Origin of the sequence: Streptomyces sp. NPDC051987 (genome assembly GCF_040680735.1) — a bacterium.
Taxonomy (GTDB): domain Bacteria; phylum Actinomycetota; class Actinomycetes; order Streptomycetales; family Streptomycetaceae; genus Streptomyces.
Genome location: NZ_JBFAXI010000004.1, coordinates 75,196 through 93,018, shown reverse-complemented (window position 1 = coordinate 93,018; position 17,823 = coordinate 75,196). Strand labels below are relative to the sequence as shown.

At 71.5% G+C, this 17,823-nt stretch carries 17 protein-coding genes; 4 read left to right on the top strand and 13 right to left on the bottom strand.

Annotation, left to right across the window (positions count from 1 at the left end):
• Window positions 1-35: 35 nt before the first annotated feature.
• From guaB to AB0M11_RS03440, 3 genes are all read right to left on the bottom strand, one after another.
• A complete protein-coding gene (gene guaB / locus AB0M11_RS03450; RefSeq protein ID WP_365700819.1) occupies window positions 36-1,538 on the bottom strand; it encodes an IMP dehydrogenase in 1,503 nt (500 codons plus the stop codon).
• Window positions 1,539-1,788: 250 nt separating this feature from the next.
• Window positions 1,789-2,376: a sigma-70 family RNA polymerase sigma factor gene (locus tag AB0M11_RS03445; RefSeq protein ID WP_365700817.1), complete on the bottom strand. Its 588-nt coding sequence runs from the start codon at window positions 2,374-2,376 to the stop codon at window positions 1,789-1,791.
• 277 nt (window positions 2,377-2,653) lie between these two features.
• Complete coding sequence (locus AB0M11_RS03440) at window positions 2,654-3,265, bottom strand: response regulator transcription factor (RefSeq protein WP_003948568.1); 612 nt, start codon at window positions 3,263-3,265, stop codon at window positions 2,654-2,656.
• 381 nt (window positions 3,266-3,646) lie between these two features.
• On the opposite strand from AB0M11_RS03440, the gene AB0M11_RS03435 reads away from it, so the two are divergent.
• On the top strand, window positions 3,647-3,979 hold the full coding sequence (locus tag AB0M11_RS03435) for a WhiB family transcriptional regulator (protein ID WP_365700815.1): 333 nt from the start codon (window positions 3,647-3,649) through the stop codon (window positions 3,977-3,979).
• A gap of 102 nt (window positions 3,980-4,081) precedes the next feature.
• Here AB0M11_RS03435 and AB0M11_RS03430 read toward each other — a convergent pair whose 3' ends face one another.
• Window positions 4,082-4,981, bottom strand: coding sequence for a LysR family transcriptional regulator (locus AB0M11_RS03430; RefSeq protein ID WP_365700813.1), 900 nt, complete (start codon window positions 4,979-4,981; stop codon window positions 4,082-4,084).
• Between the two features lie 79 nt (window positions 4,982-5,060).
• On the opposite strand from AB0M11_RS03430, the gene AB0M11_RS03425 reads away from it, so the two are divergent.
• Together AB0M11_RS03425 and AB0M11_RS03420 are read left to right on the top strand one after the other, a co-directional pair.
• Complete coding sequence (locus tag AB0M11_RS03425) at window positions 5,061-5,729, top strand: MOSC domain-containing protein (RefSeq protein ID WP_365700811.1); 669 nt, start codon at window positions 5,061-5,063, stop codon at window positions 5,727-5,729.
• A gap of 97 nt (window positions 5,730-5,826) precedes the next feature.
• Window positions 5,827-6,600 carry an SDR family oxidoreductase gene (locus AB0M11_RS03420; protein ID WP_365700809.1) on the top strand — a complete coding sequence of 258 codons (774 nt, stop codon included), beginning with the start codon at window positions 5,827-5,829 and terminating at the stop codon, window positions 6,598-6,600.
• 222 nt (window positions 6,601-6,822) lie between these two features.
• Here the strand turns inward: AB0M11_RS03420 and groL are convergent, their stop codons facing one another.
• The 4 genes from groL to AB0M11_RS03400 all read right to left on the bottom strand — a co-directional run bounded on the left by groL (window position 6,823) and on the right by AB0M11_RS03400 (window position 10,921).
• Entirely contained in the window at window positions 6,823-8,448 is a 1,626-nt protein-coding gene (groL, locus tag AB0M11_RS03415) for a chaperonin GroEL (RefSeq protein ID WP_365700807.1), read from the bottom strand.
• A gap of 118 nt (window positions 8,449-8,566) precedes the next feature.
• On the bottom strand, window positions 8,567-8,875 hold the full coding sequence (gene groES, locus AB0M11_RS03410; RefSeq protein ID WP_004955293.1) for a co-chaperone GroES: 309 nt from the start codon (window positions 8,873-8,875) through the stop codon (window positions 8,567-8,569).
• A gap of 355 nt (window positions 8,876-9,230) precedes the next feature.
• Window positions 9,231-9,986, bottom strand: coding sequence for a polysaccharide deacetylase family protein (locus tag AB0M11_RS03405; protein ID WP_365700998.1), 756 nt, complete (start codon window positions 9,984-9,986; stop codon window positions 9,231-9,233).
• A gap of 44 nt (window positions 9,987-10,030) precedes the next feature.
• Window positions 10,031-10,921, bottom strand: coding sequence for a polysaccharide deacetylase family protein (locus tag AB0M11_RS03400; RefSeq protein WP_365700805.1), 891 nt, complete (start codon window positions 10,919-10,921; stop codon window positions 10,031-10,033).
• Between the two features lie 90 nt (window positions 10,922-11,011).
• Here AB0M11_RS03400 and AB0M11_RS03395 point away from each other — a divergent pair, with 90 nt between their 5' ends.
• Window positions 11,012-12,184: a methyltransferase domain-containing protein gene (locus AB0M11_RS03395; protein ID WP_365700803.1), complete on the top strand. Its 1,173-nt coding sequence runs from the start codon at window positions 11,012-11,014 to the stop codon at window positions 12,182-12,184.
• Between the two features lie 58 nt (window positions 12,185-12,242).
• Here AB0M11_RS03395 and AB0M11_RS03390 read toward each other — a convergent pair whose 3' ends face one another.
• The 5 genes from AB0M11_RS03390 to AB0M11_RS03370 all read right to left on the bottom strand — a co-directional run bounded on the left by AB0M11_RS03390 (window position 12,243) and on the right by AB0M11_RS03370 (window position 17,804).
• Window positions 12,243-13,463, bottom strand: coding sequence for an RNA polymerase sigma factor (locus AB0M11_RS03390; RefSeq protein WP_365700996.1), 1,221 nt, complete (start codon window positions 13,461-13,463; stop codon window positions 12,243-12,245).
• 193 nt (window positions 13,464-13,656) lie between these two features.
• Complete coding sequence (locus AB0M11_RS03385; RefSeq protein WP_365700801.1) at window positions 13,657-14,013, bottom strand: YciI family protein; 357 nt, start codon at window positions 14,011-14,013, stop codon at window positions 13,657-13,659.
• A gap of 121 nt (window positions 14,014-14,134) precedes the next feature.
• A complete protein-coding gene (locus tag AB0M11_RS03380) occupies window positions 14,135-15,190 on the bottom strand; it encodes an LCP family protein (RefSeq protein ID WP_365700798.1) in 1,056 nt (351 codons plus the stop codon).
• 95 nt (window positions 15,191-15,285) lie between these two features.
• Complete coding sequence (locus AB0M11_RS03375; RefSeq protein WP_365700796.1) at window positions 15,286-16,668, bottom strand: endo-1,4-beta-xylanase; 1,383 nt, start codon at window positions 16,666-16,668, stop codon at window positions 15,286-15,288.
• A 104-nt stretch (window positions 16,669-16,772) separates the two neighbouring features.
• Window positions 16,773-17,804 (bottom strand): LacI family DNA-binding transcriptional regulator, encoded by a 1,032-nt coding sequence (locus AB0M11_RS03370; RefSeq protein ID WP_365700794.1) that lies wholly within the window; start codon window positions 17,802-17,804, stop codon window positions 16,773-16,775.
• Between the last annotated feature and the right edge of the window lie 19 nt (window positions 17,805-17,823).

Genomic DNA, 17,823 nt, shown 5'->3' with positions numbered 1-17,823 from the left:
GACCGCCCTGGAAAGGCCTGGAAATACCTCGGTGACTACTTGCTGCTGTAGTTGGGCGCCTCGACCGTCATCTGGATGTCGTGCGGGTGGCTCTCCTTGAGGCCCGCGGAGGTGATGCGGACGAAGCGGCCCTTGGACTCCATCTCGTCGACCGTGGCCGCGCCCACGTAGCCCATGGTCTGGCGCAGGCCGCCGACGAGCTGGTGCAGCACGTTGGCCAGCGGGCCGCGGTAGGGCACCTGGCCTTCGACGCCCTCGGGGACGAGCTTGTCGTCGGAGGCGACGTCGGCCTGGAAGTAGCGGTCCTTCGAGTACGAGCGGCCCTGGCCGCGCGACTGCATGGCGCCGAGCGAGCCCATGCCGCGGTACGACTTGAACTGCTTGCCGTTGATGAAGAGCAGCTCGCCAGGCGACTCCTCGCAGCCGGCGAGCAGGCTGCCGAGCATCACGGTGTCGGCGCCGGCCGCGAGGGCCTTGCCGATGTCGCCGGAGTACTGCAGGCCGCCGTCGCCGATGAGCGGGATGCCGGCCGGGCGGGCGGCCAGGGAGGCCTCGTAGATGGCGGTGACCTGCGGGACGCCGATACCGGCGACCACTCGGGTGGTACAGATCGAGCCGGGGCCCACGCCGACCTTGATGCCGTCGACACCGGCGTCGATCAGCGCCTGGGCGCCGTCGCGGGTGGCGACGTTGCCGCCGATCACGTCGACGTCCACGCTCGACTTGATCTTCGCCATCCAGCTGAGGGCGTTGCTGCTGTGGCCGTGCGAGGTGTCGACGACCAGGAAGTCCACACCGGCCTCGGCGAGCGCCTGGGCACGGTCCAGGGCCTCGGGGCTGGCGCCCACGGCGGCACCGACGAGGAGGCGGCCCTCGGCGTCCTTGGCGGCGTTCGGGTACTTCTCGGCCTTGACGAAGTCCTTGACGGTGATCAGACCGCGGAGGATGCCCTGGTCGTCGACGAGCGGCAGCTTCTCGATCTTGTGCTTGCGCAGCAGCTCCATGGCCTCGACGCCGGAGATGCCGACCTTGCCGGTGATCAGCGGCATGGGCGTCATGACCTCGCGCACCTGGCGGCTGCGGTCCGACTCGAAGGCCATGTCACGGTTGGTGACGATGCCGAGCAGCTTGCCGGCCGGGTCGGTGACGGGCACGCCGCTGATGCGGAACTTGGCGCACAGCGCGTCGGCCTCGGCGAGGGTCGCCTCCGGGTGCACCGTGATGGGGTCGGTGACCATGCCCGACTCGGACCGCTTGACCAGGTCGACCTGGTTGACCTGGTCCTCCACGGAGAGGTTGCGGTGCAGCACGCCGACACCGCCGAGGCGGGCCATCGCGATGGCCATGCGGGACTCGGTCACCTTGTCCATCGCCGCGGAGAGCAGCGGGATGTTGACCCGGACGTTGCGGGAGATGCGGGACGAGGTGTCGACCGCGTTGGGGAGCACCTCGGATGCGCCCGGCAGCAGCAGCACGTCGTCGTAGGTCAGCCCGAGTGTCGCGAATTTTCCGGGCACTCCGTCGACGTTGGCAGTCATGACACCTTCCCCAAATGGCCTTGAACGGTGCGGATGTCCATGCTAACGGGAAGCACGGGCCCCAAATTCCACGGTACGACTCAGCTCGCGGCTTCGTATGTTCGTACGGAAACGGGGATGCGCCTGTTCATCGGGGGCGGCTGAACCCGTCCGCGGCCACCCGGTGCAGGGTTGACCCCGTCCGCCCGAGGCCACCCGGTGCCGGCCTGAACCCGTCCGCCCGCGGCCACCCGGTGCCGGCCGCTGCCGCCTATTGTTCCGCCAGCGCCCGCAGTCGGCTCAGGGCCCGGTGCTGGGCTACGCGCACCGCCCCCGGTGACATTCCCAACATCTGGCCGGTCTCCTCGGCCGTGAGGCCCACCGCGATGCGGAGCAGCAACAGCTCGCGCTGGTTCTCCGGCAGGTTGGCGAGGAGTTTCTTGGCCCATTCGGCGTCGCTGCTGAGCAGCGCGCGCTCCTCGGGGCCGAGGGAGTCGTCGGGGCGCTCCGGCATCTCGTCCGAGGGGACGGCCGTGGAGCCGGGGTGGCGCATCGCGGCGCGCTGCAGGTCGGCGACCTTGTGGGAGGCGATCGCGAAGACGAAGGCCTCGAAGGGGCGACCGGTGTCGCGGTAGCGGGGCAGGGCGAGGAGGACCGCCACGCACACTTCCTGCGCGAGGTCCTCGACGAAGTGCCGGGCATCGCCCGGGAGGCGGGACAGACGGGTGCGGCAGTAACGCAGAGCGAGGGGGTGGACATGGGCGAGCAGGTCGTGCGTGGCCTGCTCGTCCCCGTCTACGGCGCGATGGACGAGAGCACCGATCGGCCCTACGGCAGTGACCGCCTCGTCGTCGCGCATCGGTCCATGGTGCCCTGCTGCCGTCGGCGGCGTGGCATCGCGTCCGTCGTTGTGCACCGAAGCGTTATGAGCAGGTGCGCCGGAACTCATCTCCTGCGCCCTCCCCTTCCGCTCGAACGACTCGTCCCCGAGAGACTCCACACCTCAAGGATGCGGCATCCGCGCCGAAACGAGCAGCGGGCCGCGGGCGCCCCGCTGCGCGGACCCCGCCCACGGTGGGGTGGGCGGGGGCGTCCGGCCGGCCCGCTTCCGCGCTGCGGCGCAGCTCATCGCCCTGCTATCGGACCAGTCCCCAGCGGAAGCCGAGGGCCACCGCGTGGGCGCGGTCGGAGGCTCCGAGCTTCTTGAACAGGCGCCGCGCGTGGGTCTTCACGGTGTCCTCGGAGAGGAACAGCTCGCGGCCGATCTCGGCGTTGGAGCGGCCGTGGCTCATGCCCTCCAGGACCTGGATCTCGCGCGCGGTGAGGGTGGGCGCGGCGCCCATCTCGGCCGAGCGGAGGCGGCGCGGGGCCAGCCGCCAGGTCGGGTCGGCGAGCGCCTGGGTCACGGTGGCCCGCAGTTCGGCGCGCGAGGCGTCCTTGTGCAGGTAGCCGCGGGCGCCGGCGGCCACGGCGAGGGCCACGCCGTCCAGGTCCTCGGCGACCGTGAGCATGATGATGCGCGCGCCGGGGTCGGCGGACAGCAGCCGGCGCACGGTCTCGACGCCGCCCAGACCGGGCATGCGCACGTCCATGAGGATGAGGTCGGAACGGTCGGCGCCCCAGCGGCGGAGGACTTCCTCGCCGTTGGCCGCCGTGGTCACGCGCTCGACACCGGGCACGGTCGCCACCGCGCGGCGCAGCGCCTCTCGGGCAAGCGGGGAGTCGTCGCAGACGAGGACGGATGTCATGACCGTCCTCCGCAGCTGATGCGCGTCACCTTGAGCCTCCAGGCTGGTACGGAATCGTCACCTGTGCGGTCGAACGTCTCGGACGCCTGCCCGAGCGCTTGTTGCTTCAACCGCCACCGCACTCTCAACGACGGTCACTCGAAAGAGTTACGGGGCTGCATGCCGTCTTCGGCACTCTACGTGAGGGTGCGGACACGGTGCAGACATGGACGTCAGACCCTCAACTTTTCATCACAACCAATGCCCCATTTAGCCCTTTTTCTTCCTGTTTCACAGTGTCTGGAGCTAGATTGCCAATGAGTCATATTTTCATCTCTCTAGACCGGAGATGTACGGTCGTTGGCACCGTATCCGCCCAGAACGGCTACAAGGGGTCACGTAATGGCAGATTTCTCCCGCCTTCCCGGACCGAACGCGGACCTGTGGGACTGGCAGCTCCTGGCTGCCTGCCGCGGGGTCGACAGCTCGCTCTTCTTCCATCCCGAGGGCGAGCGCGGGGCGGCTCGGAGTGCCCGTGAGAACTCGGCCAAGGAGGTCTGCATGAGGTGCCCGGTCCGCGCGGAGTGCGCGGCGCACGCGCTGGCGGTCCGTGAGCCGTACGGCGTGTGGGGCGGCCTGACCGAGGACGAGCGCGAAGAGCTCATGGGGCGGGCGCGCAACAGGCTGGTGTCGGCGTCGTCGACCACCAGCGGCGACTCCGCCTCCGACACATGAAAGAACGTTTCTGCACACCGTTGGCTTTTGCGTTGACAGTCTGCTGACCACCGGGCACGCGCACGTGCCTGGCATCCGGGCACGCGCGCGTGCCCGCCACAGTCATGCCCGCCGGGCCGCCCGGCCCAGCTGTTCCAGCGTCGCCGCCACGGCCGGCACCCGTGCCAGGTCGGGCAGGGTGAGGGCGACGATCTCCCGCCGCACCGCGGGCTCTAGCGCCACCGTGCGCGCGCCTCTGGGCCGCACCGACTCGATCGCCAGCCGGGGCAGGACGGCGACGCCCAGACCCGCGCCGACCAGGCCGACCACGGCCGGGTAGTCGTCGGTGGCGAAGTCGATACGGGGGGTGAAGCCCGCGCTCTCGCACGCCTGGACGAGCTGCCTCCGGCAGCGCGGGCAGCCCGCGATCCAGGACTCGTCGGCGAGTTCGCCGAGGGCGACGGAGTCCGCGCGGGCGAGCCGGTGCCGTTCGGGCACCAGGCCGACGAGCCGGTCGCTGAGCAGCGGCCGCACCACCAGGTCGTCCCACTCCCCGGCGTCCGCCGCGCCCTCGTAGCGGAACGCCAGCGCGATGTCGCAGTCGCCGTCCCGCAGCAGCTCCACGGACCGGTGCGGCTCGGCCTCCTCCAGGGAGACCCGGGTGCCCGGGTGGGCGGCGCGCAGCGCGGCGAGGGCGGTGGGCACCAGGGTGGAACTGCCGCTCGGGAAGGACACCAGCCGCACCCGGCCCGCGCGCAGCCCGGCGATGGCGGCGACCTCCTCCTCCGCAGCGGTGAGCCCGGCGAGAATGCCGGAGGCGTGCCGGACCAGGGCCTCGCCGGCCTGGGTCAGGCGCATCTCGCGGCCGGTGCGGACCAGCAGCGGGGTGCCCACCGATGTCTCCAGAGCCTTCATCTGCTGGCTGACGGCGGGCTGGGTGCAGCCCAGCTCGCGCCCGGCCGCCGAGAAGGACCCGGTGGTGGCGACGGCGCGCAGGACGCGGAGATGACGTGCCTCGATCACCCTCCGAGCATAAGGCGGTCTTGGGTTCCTCGTTGAACAACGGGACGACGCTTTGAGGTGCGTCCCCTACCGTCGGAGCATGGAGCTTCTCTCGGTGAACCTGGGACGCGCGCGTGCCGTGCCGTACTCGGACCAGAAGGACGGCCTGACCGGCATCGACAAGCGGCCGGTGGACGGGCCGGTGCGGGTGGCGGCCCCGGGCCCCAAGGGGGCCGCGGGCAGCGGCCTGGCCGGCGACGCGGTGTGCGACCTGCGTCATCACGGCGGCGACGACCAGGCCGTGTACGCCTACGCGCGCGAGGACCTCGACATCTGGGAGACGGAGCTCGGCCGCCCGCTGCCGAACGGCTGTTTCGGTGAGAACCTCACGACAAACGGGCTGAACGTGTCGGACGCGCTGATCGGCGAGCGCTGGCGGATCGGCGCCGGGCTCGTACTGGAGGTCACCTCCGGGCGCATCCCGTGCCGCACTTTTCAGGGCCATCTGGGCGAGCGGGGATGGGTGAAGAGGTTCACGCGGAAGGGTGCGACCGGTGCCTACCTCCGGGTGATCGAACCGGGTGAGATCCGGGCCGGGGACCCGATCGAGATCGTCCACCGGCCGACGCACGGGGTGACGGCGGCGATGGAGTTCCGCGCGACCACCACCGAGCGGGAGCTGCTGCCCCGGTTGCTCGCGGCGGGCGCGGCGCTGCACCCGGAGGCACTGGCGCGGGCACGCAGGTACGTGGCGGCGCAGGGCGGCTGACCAGCCGTCACGCGCACGCCGTTCACCGGTGCTTCACCCTTCGGCGGAGCCGGTGCGCACAGCGGACGCCGTCAGTCCGGGTAACTACCCTTGGCCCATGACAACGGCTCTGATTACGGGATCGACCGCGGGGATCGGTGCCGCGTTCGCGCGGCGGCTGGCGGCGGACGGGCACAACCTCGTCCTGGTGGCGCGGGACACCAAACGGCTGCGCGAGCAGGCGACCGAGCTGCACGACCGGCACGGCATCGAGGCGGAGGTGATCACCGCCGACCTGGCCGAGGACGCCGGCATCGAGTCGGTCGCCACCCGGCTCGGCGACCGCCGGAACCCGGTCGACCTGCTGGTCAACAACGCCGGCTTCGGCAACAAGGGCCAGTTCCTCGACGTGCCGATGGCCGACGAGCTGCGCATGCTCAAGGTGCACTGCGAGGCGGTGCTGCGGCTGACGGCCGCGGCCGCCGAGGCGATGCGGGAGCGCGGCCGGGGCGGGGTGGTCAACGTGGCGTCGGTGGCGGCCTTCGTACCGCGCGGCACGTACGGCGCCTCCAAGGCGTGGGTCGTGCAGTTCACCCAGGGCGCGGCGCGCGATCTCGCGGGCAGCGGAGTGCGGCTGATGGCGCTGGCGCCGGGGTTCGTGCGCACGGAGTTCCATCAGCGGGCCGGCATGGGCACGGACAACATCCCCGGCTGGATGTGGCTGGACGCCGACAAGCTGGTCGCGGCCGCGCTCGCGGACCTCGCGCGTGGCAAGACGCTGTCGGTCCCGGATCCCCGGTACAAGGTGCTGACGGGCCTGGCGAAGATGGCGCCGCGCGGGCTGGTGGGCGGCATCAGCTCGAAGACGGGCCGCAGGTACGGGCCGCAGTAGGGCGGCGGTGGCGCCGCGCGTGCGGACCGGGCCGGTGCGACGATGGTGGGGTGTGGTGCGGTCGCGGCCGCGGGGCCCTCGCGTCTCCCGGAGACGACGGGTCTGTCCGGAGCACTGGACGCGCCGGGGAACCGAGACCACAGTGAAAGCCCGCGAGGGGCGAAGCCCCCGTTCCCGGCGGACGACCGGGGACGGGGGCTTCCTCAAGCGGTGGTGCTTCGCTCAGTGGGCGTGGCCGTGGGAGTGGCCCGCGGCGGCGGCCTCCTCCTCTTCCTTCTTCTCGACGACCAGAGTCTCGGTCGTCAGCAGCAGGGAGGCGATGGAGGCGGCGTTCTCCAGGGCGGAGCGGGTGACCTTGACCGGGTCGATGACGCCGGCCTTGACCAGGTCGCCGTACTCGCCGGTGGCGGCGTTGTAGCCGTTGCCCTTCTCCAGGTCGGCGACCTTGGAGACGATGACGTAGCCCTCCAGGCCGGCGTTCTCGGCGATCCAGCGGAGCGGCTCGACCGCGGCCTTGCGGACCACGGAGACACCGGTGGCCTCGTCGCCGGTCTTGCCGAGGTTGTCCTCCAGGACCTTCACGGCGTGGACGAGCGCGGAGCCACCACCGGAGACGATGCCCTCCTCGACCGCGGCGCGGGTCGCGGAGATGGCGTCCTCCAGACGGTGCTTCTTCTCCTTCAGCTCCACCTCGGTGGCGGCGCCGACCTTGATCACGCACACGCCGCCGGCCAGCTTGGCGAGGCGCTCCTGGAGCTTCTCGCGGTCCCAGTCGGAGTCGGTGTTCTCGATCTCGGCCTTGATCTGGGCGACGCGGCCGGTGACGGCGGAGGAGTCGCCGGCACCGTCGACGACCGTGGTGTCGTCCTTGGTGACCGTGACGCGGCGGGCGGAGCCCAGCACGTCCAGGCCGACCTGGTCGAGCTTGAGGCCGACCTCCTCGGAGACGACCGTGCCGCCGGTCAGGATGGCCAGGTCCTCCAGCATCGCCTTGCGGCGGTCGCCGAAGCCGGGGGCCTTGACCGCGACCGCGTTGAAGGTGCCGCGGATCTTGTTGACGACCAGGGTGGAGAGGGCCTCACCCTCGACGTCCTCGGCGATGATCAGCAGCGGCTTGGAGGCACCCGCCTGGATGACCTTCTCCAGCAGCGGGAGCAGGTCGGCGATGGAGGAGATCTTGCCCTGGTTGATGAGGATGTAGGGGTCCTCCAGGACGGCCTCCATGCGCTCCTGGTCCGTCACGAAGTACGGCGACAGGTAGCCCTTGTCGAAGGCCATGCCCTCGGTGAAGTCCAGCTCCAGGCCGAAGGTGTTGGACTCCTCGACGGTGATGACACCGTCCTTGCCGACCTTGTCCATCGCCTCGGCGATGAGCTCGCCGACCTGCTGGTCCTGGGCGGACAGCGCGGCGACGGCGGCGATGTCGGACTTCTCGTCGATCGGGCGGGCCGACGCGAGCAGGTCCTCGGAGACGGCGGCGACCGCGGCGTCGATGCCCTTCTTCAGGGCGGCCGGGGAGGCACCGGCGGCGACGTTCTTCAGGCCCTCGCGGACGAGCGCCTGGGCCAGCACGGTGGCGGTGGTCGTACCATCACCCGCGATGTCGTTGGTCTTGGTCGCCACCTCCTTCACCAGCTGGGCGCCGAGGTTCTCGTACGGGTCCTCGATCTCGACCTCGCGGGCGATGGTGACACCGTCGTTGGTGATGGTGGGGGCGCCGAACTTCTTGTCGATGACGACGTTGCGGCCCTTGGGGCCGATCGTCACCTTCACCGTGTCGGCAAGCTTGTTGACGCCGCGCTCAAGGGCGCGACGGGCGTCCTCGTCGAACTTCAGGATCTTCGCCATGGGAGCGGTTCAGCCCTCTCGGAAAGCGTGGGTGAAACGAACCGCGCCCCTGACGCCCGGCTTCATGAGATCGCGGGGGCCAGGGGCGCAGCTCAAAGCAGAATGTGCTTGAGGTGAGTTACTTCTCGATGATCGCGAGCACGTCGCGAGCCGAGAGGACGAGGTACTCGTCGCCGTTGTACTTCACCTCGGTGCCGCCGTACTTGCTGTAGAGCACGACATCGCCGACCTTGACGTCGAGCGGCAGGCGCTCGCCGTTCTCGAAACGGCCCGGACCCACGGCGAGGACGGCGCCCTCCTGGGGCTTCTCCTTCGCGGTGTCCGGGATGACCAGGCCGGAGGCCGTGGTCTGCTCGGCGTCGAGCGGCTGGACCACGATGCGGTCCTCAAGCGGCTTGATGGCAACCTTGGAGCTGGCGGTCGTCACGATCCGACCTCCCCCTTCGGAGATCTCACGGGGTTAACTGTCTGAGGTGGCGACCAGGTGGATCCGTCGTCGCGGGTGCCGGACCTGCCCGTCGCGTTGTTGGCACTCTCATCTGCCGAGTGCCAGAGCCGAGACTATGACCGCGATTAGCACTCGGTCAAGCGGAGTGCCAATTGCCTGCGGCGCGGCGCCGAAAAATCCCGGGTGGCCGGAGTTGTGGTGACCGTCCCCGGGGGCTGCCGCCCCCAGACCCCCGCCGGTCGGCCTCCGGCCTCGTCCTCGAACGCCGGACGGGCTGAATGTGCGGCCGGACAGGCGGATGTGCGGCTGAGCGCCGACGTCGGCCGGGAACTTGTCACAGGTAGTCCTCCAGCCGGCCCACCGCCAGGCCGGCCGCCTGTACCCGGCGGAGCAGGGTGGTGGTGCGTTCTCTGAGGGATGGGCCGAGGGCCTCGTCGGGGCCTACCAGGATGATGTCGCCGGGGCGGAGTTGCCGGTCGCCGGTGCGGTAGGTGATGCCGTCGGGGGTCGTCGCCGCCCGCCACAGGACCACCGCCGTCACACCGCAGTCGGCCGCGGCGCGCAGGGTGGTGGTGTCGTAGGTGCCGTAGGGCGGGCGGAAGAGGCGGGGGCGGATGCCGAAGCGGGACTTGAGCTTCGCCTGCTGGCCGCAGATCTCGGCGCGCTGGCCGGCGTAGGGCAGGCCGCGCATCGCCGGGTGGTCGAGGGTGTGGTTCTGGATGCTCGCGCCGACCGACTGGAGGCGGGCGAAGTGGCCGTAGCCGGGGCCGACCACGCTGTCCGTGAGGAACAGGCTCACCGGCAGGCGCAGCTCGCGGACCATGTCGACGAAGCGGGGGTCCTTCTCGGCGCCGTCGTCGTAGGTCAGGAAGACCACCCGGTCGGAGGTGGGGACGTGGTCGACGACCGGGGGGAGGTCGGCGCGCAGCGACAGCGGGTGCAGCGGCGGGCGGGGAGCCGGGGAGAGCGGCGCGGCCAGCCCCCACCGGCGGTACGCCGGCTCGCCCGCGGCGCCGTGCGGGTGCACCCGGTCGGCCGCCTTCCTGCCGAGCCGTTCGATGGGGGCGACGGACGGCGCGCAGGCCGACATCAGGAGGGCGGCGGCCAGGACGGCGGCCGTCGCCCTCGGTCGGCTCACAGGTAGTCCTCCAGGCGCGCCACCGCGTAGCCGTCGCGGGTGACCTTGTTCAGGAAGCGGCGCATGTCGTCGACCATGGTGCCGTCCCAGTCGTCACGGCCGCGGAAGTGGGTGAGGACGATGTCACCGGGGTGCAGCGAGCGGTCCCACTCGCGGTACTCCCAGTGGTCGACGAACACCTCCTCGTCCCAGATCGGCGCGTACTTGATGCCGCAGGACTTGGCCGCGCGCAGCGTGTCGCCGTTGTAGTTGCCGTAGGGCGGGCGGAAGACCGTCGGCGCCTTGCCGAACTGCCGCTTCATGATGTCCTGCATGCCGCAGATCTCGTGCTTCTGCTCCTCGTAGGTCAGACCCGGCAGGTAGGGGTGGGTGAGGGTGTGGTTGTTGAGGGTGTGGCCCTCGGCCTGCATCCGGCGGAAGTAGCCGTAGTCGTCCTTGACCAGGTAGTTGCTGAGGAAAGCGGTGTAGGGGATCCGCAGGTCGCTCATCATCCGCAGGAAGTCCGGGTCCTTCTCGGCGCCGTCGTCGATGGTGAGGAAGACGACCTTCTTCCTGGTGGGGACGGTGGTGAAGACCGGGGGCAGGTCGTCCTCCTGCTGACCGTCCACCTCGAAGCCGTCGCGAGCGGTGATCGTCGGCTTGTGCGCCGGCGGCGCCGGGGGCCGCAGCGGGACCGCGTCCAGCCCCCAGCGCCGGGCGGCGGCGACCAGGGCGGCGTGGTCGTCGGGGGCGGCGGGGCGGTGGGCCTGCTGGCCCGCGGCGGGGCGGACATCGGCCGGGCCCGCCGGTCCGGCGCAGCCGGAGACGACGGCGACGGCGGCCACGGCGGCGAGAGCGGCAAGGGCCGAAACCACCCTGTTTTTGTCATTTTGTACGACTACTCGCATGGTGCCGGATCTTTCCAGCCACCTCCCCGGAACCCCGGCAGAAACCGCGGCCGGCGGCGAACCATCCACCGACTGGCCGACAATGACCCGGTGAACGACCACCTCTCCCTCCTCCTCACCACCGAGGGCCGCGCCCTCCTCGACGAGGTGCGCGGCACCGCGCCCGCCGACGAGCTCGCGGTCGCCACCCGGCTGCGCCGCGAGCACCCCGCCGAGCTGGTGTCGGCGGCGCTGGGCCAGGCCCGGCTGCGGCAGCGGGCGGCGGCGAAGTTCGGGGAGGCGGACGCGGGCCGCATGTTCTTCACGCCGAACGGGGTCGAGCAGGCGACCCGGGCGAGTGTCGCCACGTACCGGGCCCGGCGGCTGCGGGCGCTCGGCGTGACCTCGGTGGCCGACCTGTGCTGCGGGATCGGCGGCGACGCGATCGCGCTCGCGCGGGCCGGCATCCGCGTGCTCGCCGTGGACCGGGACCCGGTGACGGCGGCCACCGCGCGGGCGAACGCCGACGCACTCGGGCTCGCCGGCCTGATCGAGGTCCGGGAGGCGGACGTCCAGGAGGTGGACACCGCCGGGTACGACGCCGTCTTCGTCGACCCGGCCCGGCGCGGCGGCCGGGGCCGCGTCTTCGACCCGGAGGCCTACTCGCCGCCCCTGTCCTGGGCGGTGGCGACCGCGGCGACCGCCCGGGTGGCCGCGCTGAAGATCGCCCCCGGCATCCCGCACGAAACGGTCCCGGCGGACGCCGAGGCGGAGTGGATCTCGGACGCGGGAGACGTGAAGGAGGCCGTGCTGTGGTTCGGCACCGGTGCCCCGGGGGCCGTCCGCGCCACCCTGCTGCCCGGTCCGCGCACCCTGCTCGGCCGCGGCCTGCCCGACCCGGCCGTCCGCCCGGTCGGCCGCTACCTCTACGAGCCGGACGGCGCCGTCGTCCGCGCCCACCTGGTCGCCGAGGTGGCCGAGGAGCTGGACGGCGGCCTGATCGACCCGACGATCGCGTACATCACGGCCGACGGCCTCCACGCCACCGCCTACGCGACGGCGTACGAGATCACCGACCAGCTCCACTTCAACGTCAAAAAGCTGAAGGCCCTGCTGCGGGAGCGCGAGGTCGGGATCCTGACCGTCAAGAAGCGCGGCTCGGCCGTGGAGCCGGAGGAGCTGCGCAGGAAGGTCAGGCCGCAGGGCCCGAACGCGGCGACCGTGTTCCTGACCCGGGTGGCGGGGGCGCCCACCATGCTGCTGGGCCGACCGGCGCGGTCCTGAGCGATCCGCCGCCCCTGAAAGCGACCAGTCCCCATCGGTCCGCACCCGGACAGCCGGGCTAGGACTCCCGGGCCCGTCGCAGCAGCAGTTCGCGCTCCCGTTCGTTGCGGGCCAGCCCCGCGGCGCGTGCGAACTCCGTGCGGGCCTCGGCCGTGCGCCCGAGGCGCACCAGCAGGTCGCCGCGCACGCTCGGCAGCAGGTGGTAGTCGCGGAGGGCGGGTTCGGCGGTCAGCGGGTCCACGATCGCCAGGGCCGCCGCCGGGCCCTGGGCCATCGACACGGCCACCGCGCGGTTCAGCTCGACGACCGGGGACGGGGAGCGGGCGGCCAGCAGGCCGTACAGGGTGGCGATGGCCGTCCAGTCGGTCTCCTCGTAGGTGTACGCGTGCGCGTGGCAGGCCGCGATGGCCGCCTGGAGGGCGTACGGGCCCGGGGCGCCGGTCGCCGTGGCGTCCGCGCGGGCCAGGGCCCTGATGCCGCGGGCGATGAGCATGCGGTTCCAGCGGCGGCGGTTCTGGTCGCGCAGCAGGACGGGTTCGCCGTCGGGGCCGGTGCGGGCCGCCGCTCGGGAGGACTGGAACTCGAGGAGGGCGGTGAGGGCGTGCACCTCCGGTTCCTTCGGCATCAGCCCGGACAGGAGGCGGGCCAGCCGCAGCGCGTCCTCGCACAGGGACGGGCGCAGCCAGTCGTCGCCCGCGGTGGCCGCGTACCCCTCGTTGTAGATCAGGTAGATGACGTCCAGGACCGACCCGAGCCGGGCCTCGCGGTCGGGGCCGTACGGCACCTCGAAGGCGATGTCCTTCGTCGCGAGGGTGCGCTTGGCGCGGACGATGCGCTGGGCGACGGTCGGCTCGGGGACGAGGAAGGCGCGGGCGATCTCGGCCGTGCTCAGGCCGCCGAGGAGGCGCAGGGTGAGGGCCGTGCGAGCCTCGGGCGACAGCACCGGGTGGCAGGTGGTGAAGACCAGGCGGAGCAGGTCGTCGTCGATGTCCTCCGGGTCGGCGGGCTCCTCGGGCGGGGCCGTCGTCGCCGTGCTGCGGCCGATCTCCGCGAGCTTGCGGGCGTAGTTCTCCCGGCGCCGGACGAGGTCGACGGCGCGGTGGCGGGCGGTGGCCATGAGCCAGGCGCCCGGGTTGTCGGGCACGCCGTCCCGGGGCCACCGCTCCAGGGCGGCGACCAGCGCGTCCTGTGCCAGTTCCTCCGCGATGCCGACGTCCCGGACGATCCGGGCGACGCCGGCGATCACGCGGGGCGCTTCGAGCCGGAAGACGGTCTCGATGGCGTGGCGGGCACGGGCCTCGTCACCGGTCCGGGCACCGGCCTCGTCACCGGTCCGGGCACCGGCCTCGTCACCGGTCCGGGCACCGGCGTCGGTGTCGGCCCGGGTGCCGGTGTCGGCGGAGGCCTCCGCGGGGGGCTGTGTGCTCACAGCCCCCCATGCAACACCCACCATCGGACGTACGCCAGGAGGGTCAGCCCTCCGCGATCTCCCGTACCTCGCAGGTCACCGTCCAGAACTCCTCGTGCACCTTGAGGAACCGCTTGGTCCACTCCAGGGCCTCGGCCTTGTCCTTGCACTGCATGATCGCGTAGCCGCCGACGACCTCCTTGGCCTCGGTGAACGGCCCGTCGGTGACGGAGATCTTCCCGCCCTCCCAGTGCACCCGAGTGCCCTGGGAGGTCGGCGTGAGCCCTGCGGTGTCCAGCATCACGCCGGCCTTGGTGATCTCCTCGATCAGCTCGCCCATCCGCTGCATCAGCTCCTCGCTGGGCCCCTCGGCGGGGACGGCGGTCTCGTCGATCCGTACGAGCGACAGGTAACGGGGCACGGTGACTCCTCGGTTCGCGGCGGGGTCTCTCCCCGCATCTCACCCTTGCGTCGAACGGCCCTCATCCGGATCGACACGCGCACCGGAATTCCCTCGGATTTTTTTCCGCCCCCCGCGGGCCTCAGCGCAGGGACGCCCACAGGTCGCTCGCCGCCGGTTCCTTCGCGATCACCCGGTTGGGGTCCGAGGGAGCGGTCACCACGGGCATCATCACGGTCCTGACGTGGGCGGAGGTGAGGCTCTTCAGGCTCTGGCCCAGCCGCATCAGTTCGCTGAGGGAGTCCAGGCCGGTGTCGGTGGTGAGGCTGGAGGTGACCGCGTCGGCGACCTCGTAGAGCTTGGCCGGGTCGGTCAGCAGGCTGGTGGAGGCCATCTGGTCGAGGAGGGCCTTCACCAGTTTCTGCTGGAGGCCTATCCGGCCCAGGTCGCTGCCGTCGCCTATGCCGTGCCGGGTTCGGGCGAGCGCCAGGGCCCGGGTGCCGTCCAGGTGGTGGGTGCCCTTCTTCAGGTGCAGGTGGCTGTCGTCGTCGTCGATGTCCTGGTCGGTGGTCACGGTCACCCCGCCGAGCGCGTCGACCAGCTTGGCGAAGCCCGAGAAGTCGATCTCCAGGTAGTGGTCCATGCGGACGCCGGTGATCGACTCGACCGTCTTGACCGCGCACACCGCCCCGCCCACCGAGTAGGCGCTGTTGAACATCGCGCCGTAGGCGACGGACGTCGAGCCGCCGGAGGCGAGCGGGCAGGAGGGCCGGGTGACGAGGGTGTCGCGCGGGATGCTGACGACGGTGGCCGACGTGCGGCCCGCGTCGATGTGCACGACCATCGCGGTGTCGGAGCGGGCGCCCGAGCTGCTGCCGCCGCCGAGCTTCTTGTTCTCCTTGCCGCTGCGCGAGTCCGAACCGAGCACCAGGATGTTCGTCGAACCGGTGGGCAACGGGGACGCGGAGGCGGACGCGGCGGCCGTCGGCGTCGTCACCGCCTTCGCCGGACGGTCGTCCCCGAGCGCGCTGTTGATGTCGACGCTCTTGATGTTGTCGTTGAGGTGCCAGTAGGCCCACCCCGCGGCGGCGATGCCGAGCGTCATGGCCCCCGCCAGGGTGAGGCCGGCGATCTTCAGCGCTCTCGACCGCCGGCCCACTCGTCTGCCCGCGTCGCCCTGCTCCTCGTGTCCCGTCACAAGGCAGGAACGTAAGTCCGAATTATTAGGGGACTGTTAGCGCGAGGGGCGCGAAGAGGTTTTCTTCGGAGAATCTCACCCTTCTCAGTCGGGGTTCAGCCCAGGGTGACGGCGGGCACCGGATTGCTCCCGCTCCAGGTCGCGTTGAACCCGAAGGTCACCGAACTCCCGTCTCCGACCGTCCCGTTGTAGGAGGCGTTGGAGCAGGTGACGACCGCGCCCGACTGGGTGCAGCCGGCGTTCCAGGCCTGGGTGATCTGCTGGCCCGCGCCGTAGGTCCAGCTCACGTGCCAGGAGTTCAGCGCGGCCCCGGCACAGGAGATCGTCACCTGGCCCGTGAACCCGGTGTTCCACTGGCTGGTCACGCTGTAGGCGGCGGTGCAGGCGCCGGTCGGCGGCGGGGGCGTCGTGGTGCCTCCGAGCGCCTCCGCGATGCCGTAGTACGCCGGTTTCGGCACGTAGTTCGCGTCGTACGGCGTCGCCGCGCCGTAGCCCGGGAAGGTGCTGTCCACCCAGGAGTCCGAGTCGGCGAAGCCCCATACGGTGACGTTGACGCAGCGGCTCACGGCCACGCACGCGGCCACCACCGACGTGAAATCCGCCTTCTGCTGGGCGAGTTTGGCGCTGTCCGCGGGCAGCGCCATCCGGATGTCCAGCTCGGTGATCGCCACGTCGACGCCCAGGTCGGCGAAGCGCTGGATGTTCTGCTGGAGGGTGGCGGGCACCTGGCCGAGGATCAGGTGCGCCTGCAGGCCCACCCCGTCGATCGGGACGCCCCGGCTCTTCAGGTCCTTGACCAGGTTGTACAGGGCGGTGCTCTTCGCGTTGACGCCCTCGACGTTGTAGTCGTTGATGTACAGCTTGGCGGCGGGGTCGGCCGCGTGCGCCCAGGTCAGGGCGTTGGCGATGTAGTCGGAACCGAGGCCGTTGTACCAGATCGTCGACCGGTAGCTGCCGTCCTCGTTGAAGGGTTCGTTGACGACGTCCCAGGCGGCGATCTTCCCCTTGTAGCGGCCGACCTCGGTGCTGATGTGGTTCTGCAGCAGGCTGCCGAGCTGGGCCGAGGTCCAGGTGCCGTTCGTCAGCCAGCCGGGGTTCTGGCTGTACCAGACCAGGGTGTGGCCGCGCACCTGCTGGTTGTGGGCCTGGGCGAAGGCGACGATCTGGTCGGCCTCGCTCCAGTTGAAGCTGCCCTGGCTGGGCTCGACCGTCCCCCACTTCATGGCGTTGCCCGGGGTCAGGGAGCTGAACTGACTGCCGGCGAGGTCGCCGTAGGTGCCGGTGAGCTTGGAGCCGGTGACGGCGGTGCCGATGACCTTGCCCTTCGCGGCGGCCAGGTCGCGCAGCGGGGTGTCGGCGGCGTGGGCGGGAGCGGTGCCGGCGGCGAACAGGCCGACGCCCGCGACCAGACCGGCCAGCCCCGCCCGTAACAGATTCCCGAACGTGCGCCGGGTCGTGGAGGTTCTGGAGGTTCTCATGCGGGTAGCCTCCGAAAGTTTCGGTTGTGCAACCGATTGGCTTCGGAGGAGTGTGGGGGCGCCCGCACCACCCGTCAATACGTCATCTTCCAGCCACGCACGCCTCAGGCGCTCGCGGGCGCCGCCGTGCTCGACCGCACCACCAGACTCGTCGCCAGCTCCACCCGGGTCGCGGTGGTCGCTTCCTCCACCCGCCCCATCTCCAGCACCAGCCGCGCCGCCGCCTCGGCCATCTCGGTCAGCGGCTGCCGTACGGTCGTCAGCGGCGGCCCCACCCAGCGGGCCACCGGCAGATCGTCGAACCCGACGACGCTGACGTCCTCCGGGATGCGCAGCCCCAGCTCGCGCGCGGCCTCGTAGAGCCCGAGCGCCTGCAGGTCGTTGCCGGTGAAGACCGCGGTCGGCCGGTCCGGCATGCGCAGCAGCTCCAGGCCGAGCCGGTAGCCGGCGTCGTGATGGAAGTCACCGGCCTTGATCAGGGCCGGATCGACCGGCAGCCCGGCGGTCTCCAGCGCGGCCCGGTACCCGTCCACCCGGGCCCTGCTGCACATCATCCGGGACGGCCCGCTGATCGCCCCGATCCGCCGGTGGCCCAGCTCCACCAGGTGCCGGGTGGCGGCCAGCCCGCCCTGCCAGTTCGTCGCCCCGATCGACGGCACGTCCGGTCCCGGGTCCCCCGCCGGGTCCATCACCACGAACGGGATCGACCGGCTCAGCAGCAGCGCCCGCTGCGACTCGTCGAGCCCCGACAGCACCAGCACCACCCCGTGCGGCCGCCGCGCCGCCACCTGGTCGGCCCACGTCCGCCCCGGGGTGAGCCGGCCCGCGCTCTCGCTGAGCACGACACTCAGGCCGGCGTCCCGGGCCACGTTCTCCACCCCCCGGATGACCTCCATCGCCCAGGCGCTCTCCAGCTCGTGGAAGACCAGGTCGATCAGCGGCGACCGGGAGGCCTCGGCACGGCGCCGCCGGTAGCCGTAGGCGCGCAGCAGTTCCTCCACCCGGGTGCGGGTGGCCGGGGCGACATCGGCCCGCCCGTTCAGGACCTTCGAAACAGTCGGAGCGGACACCCCGGCCTCACGGGCGATTTCGGCGAGGGTCGCCGTCTGCGTTTCTGCGGACTTCGGAGGCGTCATGACCGCGATCGTATCCCCG